A 13,796-nucleotide genomic window follows, 5' to 3' on the forward strand; every position below is an offset into this window, starting at 1 on the left:
TGCCTAAGTGTGTCAACCCCAATTTTTTTCATGTTCTAAGAGTTTTTTCCTGCAGAATAGTAAAACTTGCGTATTTGCACACGCAGTGTGCACGATTAATCCCTTGTTGATAGAGAAAAATCTACAAAATGCTACAACTCAAATTTTGAACAAAAAAATCATTTTTTATGCAAAAAAACCTTGAGACACGTTATAATCCTCGCCCGCCGTTACGGATAGTTGAATCAATACAGGGTATGGAGCAAAAAATGGATTTTCGTGTCTTAGCGCTAAGCCTGCTGTTATGGCTTTGCCCTTTATGGGTCAGTGCTAACGACCAATTAGATGCACTCACAGAACAAGTTTACCAGTACCCTACCAAAGCCTTTGCGCAAATTACCGCTTTAGAAAAACAACAAACAACTGATAATTCAAGTGATATTGATAGGCTTCGCCTCAGCATGCTCAAGTGCCAGAGTTTGTTGCAACTGGGGGAAAATGAAGCAGCAATCAATCTTGCACAAATGGGCGAGGCCAGTGCCAAACAACTTAAACTCGACCAGGCACGCCCCTATTTTTTGAATTGTCAGGCCGATGCCAATCTGAACTACGATAATATCCAAGAGGCATTACCCCTACTCGACTCCGCCATTACCCTTGCCAGACGTTATCAGCAGCCCCAAGCACTCATCGATGCGCTCAGACTCAGGGGCCAACTTGATACCAATACGGATAATTTTTCCTCCGCCATCGAAGATCTACGTATCGCTATCGATATCTATCCAGATATCCATTCGCAAACACAAAATTGGGTGTGGCCACCACAGGCCTATGTCTATGCCGCTATGGGGAACTTGCTCCATGCTACCAACGATTTTCCTCAGGCCATGTATTACACTAGGCTGGCGTTAAAGAGTACTGATGCCAAAGGAAAAGTGCGGCACGTACTGCTGCGCAATGCAGCCCGGATTGCACTGGATAATGGCGAACGCGATTACAGCGACCAATTAGAAAAACAAGCCAAAGTTCTCCTACCTGAAATAGGTTCGCCACTCGAACTTGCCTATAGTTATGCCATTTTGGCATCGATCGCCCTCGATAAAGGGAAAATCGACACGGCCGAAGAATATATCTCCATTGCGATGAATACCTTTAAGCAACAAAACCAGCGGGTCGCTATGATGCGCTCGACCCGTTTGTTAGCTCAGGTTCGCTTTGCTCAGCATAGAGATGACGCCGCACTGACACTCATGGATTCTGCCATTGAACAAGGACAAGCGCTAAAGCAATATTCTGATCTCAAATGGTTTTATGGCATTTTAAGCGATTATCACCACACCCACGGCAATGACAAACTCGCCTACGAATTTTTACAAAAGCGCTTCGATGCTGCAGAGCTAGCCAACGAGTCGATGAATAACACTCGGATTTTGCAGTTCAAAGCCAGGTTAAATCAGCAAGGTTTACAGCAACTCAACGACGATGAACAACAACACCATAATGTCTCATTGTTGAGTGAACTCAATGTCGACTGGGCCTACAGCACCCTATTTTTAGTGGCAATGGGGTTACTCGGTGGCGCTATTTGGTATTTCATTGATAAGCAAAATAACCGCGCACCAGCATCAGATACGGACGCAGCAAGTCTTCCGCCACTGGAACAGCTTGAGCTGACACTGCACAGTGCTAAACAAGGGGCTTATCCGCTGTCATTATTGCTGTTTAATGCCAGCCAAATACGCCAAGTCGACCTGCCACCCTTACTAGAGAAGCTGCAAGACAAGCTACGTGAGCAAGACACACTGCTGCGTTATTCGATTGATGACATCGTTATTGTGCTGCCCTATACCTCAGCAGTCGGCGCACAGAAGGTTGTCAACCAGTTAACTCCCACCATTCAGATGTGGCAAGGAACGCACAAGGTAAACATTGGGATTGCAGTGATGCAACAGTTTGATACTCTGGATTCTCTGGTGAAACGCGCGAGTATTAACCAGTTAGGCAAACTCAAGGTGAGCGATCCGCAAAGCGATTATTCCCCCGCTAAATAAGCGGCTATCTCATCAAGGAAATCGTCGCCAAATCGGCTGAGTTTGCGCTCACCGACCCCGTTAACAGCCAGCATTTCACCGGGGCTGGTAGGCATCATGGCCGCCATTTCCGCTAAGGTCGCATCGTTAAACACCAAATATGGCGGCACATCCTGCTCCTCGGCAATGGTGCGACGTAGGGCTTTTAGCCTCGCAAACAGTTTGCGGTCGTAATTCAGCGGTGCCCGCGATTGAGTGACTTTGCGCTTAATGTTCGTCAGTTGAATACGCGGCTCTGCCAACATTAGCGCCACCTCGCCCTTAAGGATCGGTCTGGCCGAAGGGTTTAAGGTGATGGATGAGCCCCGAGTAATATCTTGGCTCGCCAGCCCCAAATGGATGAGCTGACGAATAACACTCAACCAATATTCATGGCTTTTGTCTTTGCCTATGCCCCAAGTGCTGAGTTTATCGTGTCCTCGGTCGACAATTGCAGCGCCCTTGGAGCCACGCAACACTTCAATCAAGTGATTGATACCAAAGCGTTGTCCGATCCGATAGATGCAAGATAGCACCTTCTGCGCATCCTCGGTGCCGTTATAACGTTTAGGTGGGTCGAGACAAATATCGCAGTTGCCGCAGGGCTCTAACGCGCTTTCATCGAAGTAATGCAGCAACACTTGGCGGCGACAGGTTTGCGCCTCAGCAAATGCAGCCATGGTATTGAGTTTATGGAAATCCACTTGCTGCTGCGGCCCTGGCTCAGACTGCTCGATAAGATGGCGCACCCGACCAATATCGGCAGGATCAAACAGCATAAAAGCTTCGGCCTCGAGTCCATCGCGGCCCGCTCGGCCAGTTTCTTGATAATAGGCTTCGATGCTCTTCGGGATATCGTAATGGACCACAAAGCGCACGTTGGATTTGTTAATCCCCATGCCAAAGGCAACTGTAGCAACGACAATATCAATTTGATCTTTAAGAAAGCTATCCTGCACTTCACCGCGCTCTTGTGGCGTCATGCCCGCATGATATGCCTTAGCATGAAACCCTTGCAGGGTGAGTCTTTCAGCCACCTCATCCACACGGCGTCGACTGCTGCAGTAGACAATGCCACTGCTGCCATTTTGCTGCAGTAAAAACTGTCGTAACTGATTAGCGGCATTGAGTTTTTCGGCAACCGTATAGCGAATATTGGGCCGATCGAAACTCGATAGTAATTTAAAAGGATTAATCCCTAGGCGCTCGCAAATATTTTGCCGTGTCGCCTGATCCGCAGTGGCGGTGAGCGCCATCATAGGCACATGGGGAAATAACTGCTTTAACTGGCCAAGGGCGGCATATTCGGGACGAAAATCGTGTCCCCATTGACTGATGCAGTGCGCCTCGTCAATGGCAAACATGGATAGCGGCAGGGAGCGCATACGCTCGATAAAATCGGCCGTCAGTAACCGCTCAGGAGACACATACAACAGTTTTAGCTCGCCTCTATGCAACTGCCTAAGCACCTCTACACTCTGCTCCCGCGGCTGCGAGGAGTTTAAATAGGCGGCATTGACCCCCGTCTGCAACAGGCTGTCGACCTGATCTTTCATCAATGAAATCAGTGGTGATACCACGATAGTGATGCCTGGCATCAGCAGTGCAGGCAACTGGTAACACAGACTCTTACCGCCGCCAGTGGGCATGATCACAAGGCAGTCCTCACCACTGCATACACGTTCGATAACCTCACGCTGACCGTCCCTAAAGTCACGGTAACCAAACACCTGCGCTAGGCGTTGTGACAGCGGATCATCATGTATGTCGAGTAACTGAGTTTCCATGGATCTTCTAGCTAAAAAGTAAGGGCGCCTATTCTAAAGGACAGAATCGCTCCTGTCTTGCGCCATCTTGCCCTAACTGACCCAGCGCTAACAACTAATGAGGTAGGCTTAGACTGCTACCACGACTCATCACAACACCTAAGACGATTTGCCCACACAAAGGCTAAAGTTGCATTACCCATTGGCTTGGCTGTAGATTAATTGCTCTAAGTCGAATGCCATTACGCATGCTTCGACCCTATTCTAAGAAGCCCTACAGCCTACAAGGACGAACAGCATGACAAACCCAATTCAAGCCGAAGTACTAAAACGTGTTGCCGAAGTGTTTGACCAGCACGTGCCGTTTCATAATTTATTGGGGCTGGATATCAAGCGCTACGACATTGATGGCGTCGAAGTAGTGATCAATATGAAGCCAGAGCTCATTGGCAATATTCATCAACAAATTCTCCACGGTGGTGTTACGGCTACAGTGCTCGATGTGGTAGGCGGGCTCACCGCCTTTGCCGGACTGGTTGCTAGTCGTGATGATTGGACGGTTGAAGAGTTACAGCAACGGCTGCAAACCTTAGGCACAATCGATATGCGCGTTGATTACCTGCGCCCCGGGCGTGGACAGGTTTTCACTGGCACGGGCAGCGTGATCCGTGCCGGCAATCGCGTCTCGGTGTGTCGTATGGAGCTTCACAACGAGCAAGGAACTCATATCGCCTTCGGCACAGGCACTTATATGGTTGGCTAGTCCGTTGTCACACCTCGTTTTTTAGAATTTTTTTACCGCATTCACCATCGATAAACTAAAGGGAAACACTTTGATTATTCAGGTGTTTCCCCTCTTCTTTTTGTTGAGCACTGGTCATTGGAGACATCCTGTAACGAAAAAGGCGACCGCACACACCTTGAGTCAATTCCCATAGCCTCCTACAATCGCCGTCCTGTTGTCCTTCGAAGATGTCTCATGCCTGATAACGAATACCGCAAAGGGATCCTACTTGCCGTCAGTGCTTACTGTATGTGGGGATTTGCGCCCTTATATTTCAAACTACTCCACCATGTTTCGGCCACCGAAATTTTACTGCATCGGGTGATCTGGTCATTTGTGTTTATGGTGATCATCATGCTGTTTATCGGTGGCTTTGGAAAACTGCGCCAGCTGTTTAAACAGCCCAAACAACTACTCGTACTCACCATCACCTCCCTATTAATTGCGGCCAACTGGTTGATTTTTATCTGGGCTGTGAATAACGATCATATGCTCGATGCCAGCTTGGGTTACTTTATTAATCCCCTACTGAATGTGCTGCTCGGCATGCTGTTTTTAGGTGAAAGATTACGTAAGTTGCAATGGTTTGCCGTCTCGCTGGCGAGTGCTGGCGTGCTGATCCAATTAGTCTCATTCGGCTCGATCCCTATTGTCTCCCTCGCCTTAGCGGGCACCTTCGGGGTGTATGCGCTGCTGCGTAAAAAGGTCAATGTGGATGCAAAATCGGGTCTGCTAGTCGAAACCGCTATCCTGCTGCCAGTCGCATTGGTTTATCTGGTCGCGACCTTAGATAGCGCCACAGCGAATATGCTAACCAACGATTGGCACCTTAACGTATTATTAATGGCAGCCGGGATTGTTACCACGATTCCACTATTGTGTTTTGCCGGTGCAGCGGTACGTATTCCATTGTCTATGCTCGGCTTTTTCCAATATATCGGCCCGAGTATTATGTTTATCCTCGCGGTAACCTTATTCAATGAACCCTTCGATGCCGAGAAGAGCATCACCTTCGGCTTTATCTGGAGCGCCCTGTTGGTGTTCACCTTCGATATGGCCTATAAACGCAAAACGGCGTGATGAGATCACGCCGCTACCGACACTTGCAAAAATACTGGTTAAGTGAGCATCTACTTAACCAGCTATTTTTGTAGCTGGCTAATAAACTTCTCACCCTCTGGCACAGACAAGAGCAGATTGTAGCCTCGCGTCGTTGGCACTAACACTAGTTCGGATTTATCCGTCACGGCCACAAATGCCTTACCCTTCCCCTTCAGATTAAACCAACCGAGTTGAAACCCTGGCATACCTATACCATTGGTTTTAAAGCTGGGCGCTAAATCCATCTCTTGCTTCAAGTCGATAAGACGCGCCTGCTCGACCAACAGTTCGGAACGCGCTAATTGCACTTTATAGAAGGGAATATCGAGTTTTAGCTCGGTGTCGGTTAGCGCGATTTCAGCATTATGGGATTGATAAAACACCCAAGAAAATCCGCCAATCATCACTAACAAGATGCCTAAGCTCGCCGATTTAGCCACTTTCGGCATAGGTTTAACCCACAACATCCACAGTACACCAGCTAAACCTAACAACAAGATAATAAAGCTTAAAATTGAAGTTTGAGTCAGAGGCGCGAGGGAGAAAAACTGAGTCACCATGGTGGGCAGTCCTTAAGGGAGAAAAGCTTAATCTGCCAACAAAGACATATTATGTCAACAAAAATGCCAGCGCTAGGCTGGCATCTTATCAAGCGTTAAAAGCTTAAAGATCGAGGGCGAGAATTTTAGAGCGGCGCTGATAGTTATACAGCTGCTTTTTCTTCTGCGGTAAGGCTTCCACATCTTCGATCACAAAGCCATGTTCTAAAAACCAGTGAATGCTGCGGGTGGTCAAGGCAAACAAACGGGAATAACCACGGCTACGCGCCTGGCCTATGATATTTTTCAGCAATAAGCTGCCCCTATCCGCATCGCGATAATCCGGATGCACCACCAAACAGGCAAACTCACCGGCGTTATCCTCTTCAAAGGGATACAGGGCGGCGCAGCCAATGACTAAGCCATCACGCTCAATCAACATAAACTGCTCGATTTCAATCTCAAGCTGCTCACGGCTTCGGCGCACTAAAATGCCCTGTTCTTCCAGAGGACGAATTAAGTTCAGTACACCGCCAATATCGCTAATCGATGCGCGGCGCAGACGCTCAGCGCTTTCAGTCACGATTTGCGTGCCTATGCCTTCACGGGAGAACAACTCCTGCAGCAAGGCACCGTCATCGAGATAACTGACCAAATGACAACGGGGCACACCATTGCGGCACGCATCGATACTCGCCTTGAGGAAGGCCATAGTACCAATACAGGCCGAACCTTGCTCTGCGAGCTTAGTCAGAATGTTTTGCGCATCATTTGGCATTAATTCGGCAATCACATCGCCATTGCGATCGAGGATGCCATTTTGCGAACTAAAGCCGATCATCTTGTCGGCCTTAAGCTTGATCGCAACCTGAGTGGCAATCTCTTCGGCGGTGAGGTTAAAGCTTTCGCCAGTAACGGATGCAGCAATCGGCCCCATCAACACAATACAGTGGTTATCGAGCTGACGCTTAAGCCCTTGAGTATCGATACGGCGCACTTTGCCACTTAGGCAAAAATCGATGCCATTATCGACCCCCAGTGGCTGGGCGATCACAAAGTTACCGCTGACTAAGTTAATTTGCGCGCCTTGCATCGGCGTATTACTTAGACTCATCGATAAACGTGCGGTGATATCAAACTGCAATGCACCCGCGACCTGCTTGATCACTTTGAGTGAGTCTTCATCGGTGATACGTACACCTTCGTGGTAGGCGGGTTCAATCCCATTGGCCGCTAATGCCGAATCGATTTGCGGCCTCGCGCCATACACTAACACCACTTTAATGCCTAAACTGTGCAACAGGGCCACGTCATTTAAAATGCCGCGAAATTGATTTTGTGCTAAAGCCTCGCCACCCAACATCACCACAAAGGTTTTCCCTCTATGGGCATTGACGTAAGGGGCGGAATGACGAAATCCATCAACCAGTTCAGTGGTACGCACGCGTTGTTTACACCTCATATTTGAGCTGGCAAAGCCGATATGGCACACCAGGAATGAATGACTAAATCACGCGTATAGTATTGCATTTTAATTCACCAATAAAGAATTTATTCTCATTAAAATGCAGTTTTAATACAATAAAGTGCTTATATTTTCAAAAAATTGCATTTTTGATAAATAATCACATTTTTTTAACCAAATGCGATTTCGCAGCACTGCCGAGTATGGGACAGATTTATCTCAACTTGATGACGAGAAGCCGAAAAAAGACCAAAAAAAAAGCCCCTTAGATAAGGGGCTTTTCTCGAAACACTAAACAAGGATTACTTGATTTTTGCTTCTTTGTAGATAACGTGCTGACGAATAACTGGATCAAATTTTTTGATTTCCATTTTTTCTGGCATGTTACGCTTGTTTTTTTCAGTTGTGTAGAAGTGACCAGTTTTAGCTGTAGAAACTAATTTGATCTTCTCACGATTACCTTTAGCTTTAGCCATGATCTATTACACCTTCTCGCCACGGGCACGAAGTTCAGCAACAACAACTTCAATACCTTTCTTATCGATCAGACGGATACCTTTAGTAGATACACGTAACTGTACGAAACGTTTTTCTTCTTCTAACCAGAAACGGTGGTTTTGCAGGTTAGGTAAAAAACGACGACGGGTCGCGTTTTTTGCGTGCGAACGGTTGTTACCAACCATCGGCTTCTTGCCAGTAACTTGGCATACTCTTGACATGTCAGTCTTCTCCAAAAAACAATTTTAACGCTCGAGCATTAATGTACCTCGTATGGCCGTCGCCCGAGGCACAAAGAGGGCGCATTTTATACACGATCATAGAGGTAAGATCAAGCGTTAGATTAATTAATCCAGCCTCGTTCCGCGAAGGAAACTATCTCTCGATCACCAACAACCATATGGTCCAGTAAGGATACGTCTATGGTTGCTAACGCATTTTTTAATCGCTCAGTTATTCGTCTGTCAGCCTGACTGGGCTCGGCAATACCAGACGGATGATTGTGACACACTATGACGGCAGCAGCCTTTTTTTCCAGCACTAGGCTCACCACTTCACGTGGATACACCGAAGCTGAATCTATTGTTCCGCGGAATAATTCGACGAATTGAATCACTCTATGCTGGCTATCCAGCAGCAAAATTGCGAACACTTCATAGGAGCGGTCAGCTAATTGTCTCATTAAATAATCCCGAGTTAAATCGGGATTTGTCAAAACCTGACCTCTCTGCAGGTTTTCTTGTGCCACACGCCTCGCTAATTCAGCCGCGGCTTGAAGCTGGGCGTATTTTACAGGTCCCACGCCCGGAAGTCGACACACCTGATGCTTTGGTGCGCAAAGTAAGCTTCTTAAACCTCCAAATTCTTGAATAAGTGAACGGGCAAGGTCGACCGCATTTAAACCGCTCAGACCATTTCGCAGTAAAACAGCCAGTAATTCTGCATCCGAGAGATGGGCGGCGCCTTTTACTAATAATTTATCCCGCGGGCCTTCGCCCTCGGGCCAATCCTTAATCGCCATACGACCTCCCTGTCAGCGCGAATTTTTACTTTAAACAAGTATGGACGAGATTTTTTGAACTGGGACAGTCACGCCAATTAGTCGCTTTGTGGTATGGTTGGCAACATTATTTCAATCTCGGATGATGTCAGTGAGCCTGATAACGAAAAACGTCCTACTGGGTATTGGTGGCGGCATTGCGGCCTACAAAAGTGCGGATTTAGTGCGCCGCTTAAAAGAACGCGGCTTTGATGTGCGTGTGGTGATGAGCCAGAGCGCCATGGAATTTATTACCCCACTCACACTGCAAGCCTTATCAGGCCATCCCGTGGCATCAAGTTTACTCGATCCCGCTGCCGAAGCGGCAATGGGTCATATCGAGCTGGCGCGCTGGGCGGATTTAGTGATTATCGCCCCTGCCACCGCGAATTTGCTGGCCCGTATCAATGCGGGCATGGCGGATGAGCTTATCACCACCACTTGCCTTGCGACCGAAGCGCCAATAGCCCTGTGCCCCGCGATGAATCAGCAGATGTATCGCAATGCGGCCACCCAAGCCAATTTAACCAGTTTACAAGGCCGTGGTTATACCCTTTGGGGCCCCGCCAGCGGCAGCCAAGCCTGCGGCGAAGTCGGCCCTGGCCGTATGCTCGAACCGCTTGAGATTGCCGAGCTGGCAACAGACTTTTTTGCAACAAAAGATGTCTCCTCACAGCCCCTAGCAGGTCAATCGGTGCTCATTACCGCAGGGCCAACCCGCGAAGCCATCGATCCTGTGCGTTATATCTCTAATCACAGCTCAGGCAAGATGGGATTCGCCTTAGCGAAAGCCGCCGCCGACATGGGCGCCGCTGTGACCTTGGTCGCAGGACCAGTAAATTTAGCCACGCCTGAAGGGGTGACGCGAATCAATGTTGAATCCGCACAAAACATGCTCGATGTTGTGATGGATAATGTTGATAAAAAAGATATTTTTATCGGCTGTGCGGCGGTTGCCGACTATCGCGTCAGCGATATTGCGGACTGTAAGATCAAAAAGTCCGCCGAAGAAATGCAACTTGCGCTGGTGAGGAATCCTGATATCTTAGCGACGGTCGCAAGCTTGGCAACCCGTCCTTTTATGGTGGGATTTGCCGCCGAAACCCATGATGTAGAAGCCTACGCCCGCGATAAACTCAAACGCAAAAATTTGAATATGATCGCCGCAAACGATGTATCCGTTGCTGGTCTTGGCTTTAATGCCGATTCCAATGCCCTGCGTGTATTCTGGCCGCAGGGTAGTCAAGATTTGCCTGCCACCGATAAGCTCACGTTGGCTCGGCAATTACTTTCGTTGATAGTGAAAGAAAAAACAAAATAAATGAAAACACCGATTGAATTAAAGATCCTCGACTCCCGTATTGGCTCTGAGTTTCCCCTGCCCGCCTATGCCACTCCAGGCAGCGCGGGAATGGATCTTCGCGCCATGATTGATACCACAATGACGATAGCCCCGGGTGAGACTCAGTTAATCCCGACGGGCATCGCCATCCACGTGGCAGACCCAGGCCTTGCCGCCGTGATCCTGCCCCGTTCAGGCCTTGGCCATAAACACGGTATCGTACTCGGAAATCTGGTTGGGCTTATCGATTCAGATTATCAAGGTCCCTTGATGGTCTCTTGCTGGAACCGCAGCGATACCCCATTTACTTTAGAAATTGGTGATCGTCTCGCACAACTGGTGTTTGTTCCTGTGGTACAAGCACAATTCAAACTCGTTGATGAGTTCGACAGCTCAGATCGTGGTGAAGGTGGATTTGGCCATTCTGGCACTAAATAACCGCATCGATATTGAGCAAGGATACTGCAATGGCTGTAAGCCCAAAAATTAATCGTCGTGAACACATACTGCAATGCCTAGCGCAAATGCTAGAAACCAGCCCAGGACAACGTATTACCACCGCTAAGCTCGCCTCTGAAGTGGGCGTGTCGGAAGCGGCACTCTATCGCCACTTTCCGAGTAAGGCGCGGATGTTTGAAGGGTTAATTGAGTTTATTGAAGAGTCATTACTCTCCCGCATCAACATCATCATGGACGATGAAAAAGACACCATGAGACGCTGCCAACTAGTGCTACAACTGCTGTTGATTTTCGCCGAGCGCAACCCGGGGATCTCTCGGGTACTCAATGGCGATGCACTCTTAGGTGAAAACGAGCGTCTACGCAGTCGTATCAGCACCCTATTTGCCAAAATTGAAACCCAACTCAAGCAAATTCTGCGGGAAAAAACCCTACGTGAAGGCAAAGGCTTTAATTTAGATGAGGCTATTTTAGCTAATTTACTGTTAGCCTTCGCCGAAGGCCGAATCGCCCAATTTGTGCGCAGTGAGTTTAAACTCAAACCGACACAGCACTTCGATGAACAGTGGCGCTTTATTCAGCATCAGCTGTTACAAAGCTAATGATTTTTCAATACAAAGGACGGTAATCACCGTCCTTTCTTTTATCCCCTACTCCTTGTATTGGTATTTCTTTTGTTTTAATCTGCAATACATCTTTTTAAAACAAAAACCACAATAAATTTACAAGGATGTCAGATGAAAACTTTGCCATTTGCCGCGCTGGCTGTAATTTGCTTGCCTATTATGCCTTTCAGCACATTAGCGGCCGAAACCTCGGCGACAAATGCCCTGTCACAATCCCAATTATTCAGTCGCGGTAACGAGTACTCTAACGTCAAGATCTCGCCTACCGGCAAGTACTTAAGTGCAATCACTAGTGTCGAAGGCAAGAATGTCCTCTTAGTACTCGATGCCCAAACCAAAAAACTGCTTAACGCAATTCGCTTCCCGAGCAACGCGCAGGTAGGCACCTATGAATGGGCAAATAGTGAGCGTATTGTACTTGCAAAAGAATACCTTAAGGGCTGGAGCGATGTGCCCCAATACTACGGCGAATTAATGGCGGTCAATGCCGATGGTTCTCGCCCTAAATATCTATTTGGATATAACAGCGGCGAGCAGCAAACCGGCTCGAATATCAAGAAAAATACTCCTATAAGTGCTACCGCCTTTATTCTCGATCCTCTGCCTGATGACGAGCGTTATATGCTGGTCAATGCGATCCCATGGGGTGGTGCCCCAGACTTGAGTGAAACACTTCAGGATGTTTACCGCGTAGACCTTTTTAGTGGGGTTCGTAAACGCATCACAGGCTCCCCCATTGGCCGAGCACGCTTTATGACAGATCATGAAGGTGAAGTCCGCTTTGTGGCTGGGGAAGATGGCAAAAACATCACTAAAGTCTTTTACCGCAAAGATGGCGAATGGTTAAACACCGATAAACTCAACTTAGGCTTAAGTGATTTTACACCTATCTCTTTCGCCGATAATAAAAATAGTATTTACGCCGCAGGCCGAGTGGGCACTGAAACCTTAGGTGTCTATCGCATCAATCTCGAAACAGGGGAGAAGGCCGAGATTATTCAAGATGAAGTGGTCGATCCAAGCAACTTCTGGATAAATGGCACTAACAAACAGCTCTATGCCGTTGAGTTTGAAAATGGCTATCCAAGCTATGCCTTTGTCGATAACAACGATAACCATGCCAAACTGCTTAAGGATTTACTCGCGGCCCTGCCGGGGCATCAAGTACAAATCGTCAGCGAAACCCGTAATGGCGAACAATTGGTGGTGATTGCATTTAACGATCGCAATCCCGGTGATTACTATTTGTTTGATACGAAAAAGCTCAAGCTAGAGTATCTGGCCGCCGCCCGTAAGTGGCTCGACCCAGAAAAAATGGCTGAGGTTAAACCTATTAGTTTCACTAACCGTGATGGCCAGAAAATCCATGGCTACTTAACCTTACCCAATGGAAAAGAAGCCAAAAATTTACCTTTGGTCGTCAATCCCCATGGTGGCCCCCATGGCATTCGTGACTGGTGGGGGTTTGACCCACAAAACCAACTACTTGCTCAAAATGGTATGGCGGTTTTACAGGTTAACTTCCGTGGCTCAGGTGGTTATGGCGAACGTTTCGAGCAAGCTGGCTATCAAAAATGGGGCTCGGATATTCAGCACGATATTATCGATGCCACTCAATATGTGATTGACCAAGGCCTTGCCGATAAGGAACGGGTGTGTATCGCAGGCGGTAGCTTTGGCGGCTATAGCGCCTTGCAAAGTGCGGTATTAGCACCCGATATGTTTAAATGCGCGGTTGGTTTTGCCGGTGTGTATGATCTGGAATTGATGTTTGATGAAGGTGACGTCGCCAGAACACGTTCAGGCACAAGCTATCTTAAGGACGTACTTGGCCAAGACAAAGCCACCCTAAAAGCCATGTCTCCCTCTGAGAACGTAGCAAAATTAAAAGCGAACCTCTTACTGGTGCACGGTGGTGACGATGAGCGAGCACCGATTGAGCAACTCGAATCACTCGAAAAAGCCCTCAAGGCCCATAATTATCCCTATCAAAAACTGGTGATGGATAACGAAGGCCATGGTTTTTATGATGATAGCCATAGAGCCAAGTATTACGATCAGATGCTAAGCTTCTTAAAAACCAACCTGAAACTTTAGTACTCACTAAAATAACTACTATCTTCATCAAG

The 13,796-nt window shown here is 47.8% G+C and carries 13 protein-coding genes; 7 read left to right on the top strand and 6 right to left on the bottom strand.

The features are described 5' to 3' along the window. Positions 1-248 precede the first annotated feature (248 nt). Positions 249-2,030, top strand: coding sequence for a diguanylate cyclase (locus SHEWMR4_RS18760; protein ID WP_011624316.1), 1,782 nt, complete (start codon positions 249-251; stop codon positions 2,028-2,030). Here the strand turns inward: SHEWMR4_RS18760 and recQ are convergent. After that, positions 2,012-3,835, bottom strand: a complete 1,824-nt coding sequence (gene recQ / locus SHEWMR4_RS18765; protein WP_011624317.1) for a DNA helicase RecQ — start codon at positions 3,833-3,835, stop codon at positions 2,012-2,014. The genes SHEWMR4_RS18760 and recQ overlap by 19 nt on opposite strands. A 277-nt stretch (positions 3,836-4,112) precedes the next feature. On the opposite strand from recQ, the gene SHEWMR4_RS18770 reads away from it, so the two are divergent. Together SHEWMR4_RS18770 and rarD are read left to right on the top strand one after the other, a co-directional pair. After that, positions 4,113-4,577, top strand: a complete 465-nt coding sequence (locus SHEWMR4_RS18770) for a thioesterase family protein (RefSeq protein WP_011624318.1) — start codon at positions 4,113-4,115, stop codon at positions 4,575-4,577. 216 nt (positions 4,578-4,793) lie between these two features. Continuing rightward, positions 4,794-5,678, top strand: a complete 885-nt coding sequence (gene rarD / locus SHEWMR4_RS18775) for an EamA family transporter RarD (protein ID WP_011624319.1) — start codon at positions 4,794-4,796, stop codon at positions 5,676-5,678. A 62-nt stretch (positions 5,679-5,740) separates the two neighbouring features. Here rarD and SHEWMR4_RS18780 read toward each other — a convergent pair whose 3' ends face one another. The 5 genes from SHEWMR4_RS18780 to radC all read right to left on the bottom strand — a co-directional run bounded on the left by SHEWMR4_RS18780 (position 5,741) and on the right by radC (position 9,222). Continuing rightward, entirely contained in the window at positions 5,741-6,259 is a 519-nt protein-coding gene (locus SHEWMR4_RS18780) for a PH domain-containing protein (protein ID WP_011624320.1), read from the bottom strand. 103 nt (positions 6,260-6,362) lie between these two features. After that, on the bottom strand, positions 6,363-7,682 hold the full coding sequence (gene argA / locus SHEWMR4_RS18785) for an amino-acid N-acetyltransferase (protein WP_041408908.1): 1,320 nt from the start codon (positions 7,680-7,682) through the stop codon (positions 6,363-6,365). Positions 7,683-8,005: 323 nt separating this feature from the next. After that, positions 8,006-8,179: a 50S ribosomal protein L33 gene (gene rpmG, locus SHEWMR4_RS18790; protein WP_006079871.1), complete on the bottom strand. Its 174-nt coding sequence runs from the start codon at positions 8,177-8,179 to the stop codon at positions 8,006-8,008. A gap of 6 nt (positions 8,180-8,185) precedes the next feature. After that, positions 8,186-8,422 (bottom strand): 50S ribosomal protein L28, encoded by a 237-nt coding sequence (gene rpmB, locus SHEWMR4_RS18795; RefSeq protein ID WP_006079870.1) that lies wholly within the window; start codon positions 8,420-8,422, stop codon positions 8,186-8,188. A gap of 122 nt (positions 8,423-8,544) precedes the next feature. Beyond that, a complete protein-coding gene (gene radC / locus SHEWMR4_RS18800) occupies positions 8,545-9,222 on the bottom strand; it encodes a RadC family protein (RefSeq protein ID WP_011624322.1) in 678 nt (225 codons plus the stop codon). Between the two features lie 121 nt (positions 9,223-9,343). On the opposite strand from radC, the gene coaBC reads away from it, so the two are divergent. From coaBC to SHEWMR4_RS18820, 4 genes are all read left to right on the top strand, one after another. Next, entirely contained in the window at positions 9,344-10,561 is a 1,218-nt protein-coding gene (gene coaBC / locus SHEWMR4_RS18805; protein WP_011624323.1) for a bifunctional phosphopantothenoylcysteine decarboxylase/phosphopantothenate--cysteine ligase CoaBC, read from the top strand. Beyond that, a complete protein-coding gene (gene dut, locus SHEWMR4_RS18810) occupies positions 10,562-11,020 on the top strand; it encodes a dUTP diphosphatase (RefSeq protein WP_011624324.1) in 459 nt (152 codons plus the stop codon). It abuts the gene before it with no gap. Between the two features lie 29 nt (positions 11,021-11,049). Continuing rightward, positions 11,050-11,643 (top strand): nucleoid occlusion factor SlmA, encoded by a 594-nt coding sequence (slmA, locus tag SHEWMR4_RS18815; RefSeq protein WP_011624325.1) that lies wholly within the window; start codon positions 11,050-11,052, stop codon positions 11,641-11,643. Between the two features lie 135 nt (positions 11,644-11,778). Further along, positions 11,779-13,764 carry an alpha/beta hydrolase family protein gene (locus SHEWMR4_RS18820; RefSeq protein WP_011624326.1) on the top strand — a complete coding sequence of 662 codons (1,986 nt, stop codon included), beginning with the start codon at positions 11,779-11,781 and terminating at the stop codon, positions 13,762-13,764. The last annotated feature ends 32 nt before the right edge of the window (positions 13,765-13,796 follow it).

Source organism: Shewanella sp. MR-4, from assembly GCF_000014685.1.
Lineage (GTDB): Bacteria > Pseudomonadota > Gammaproteobacteria > Enterobacterales > Shewanellaceae > Shewanella.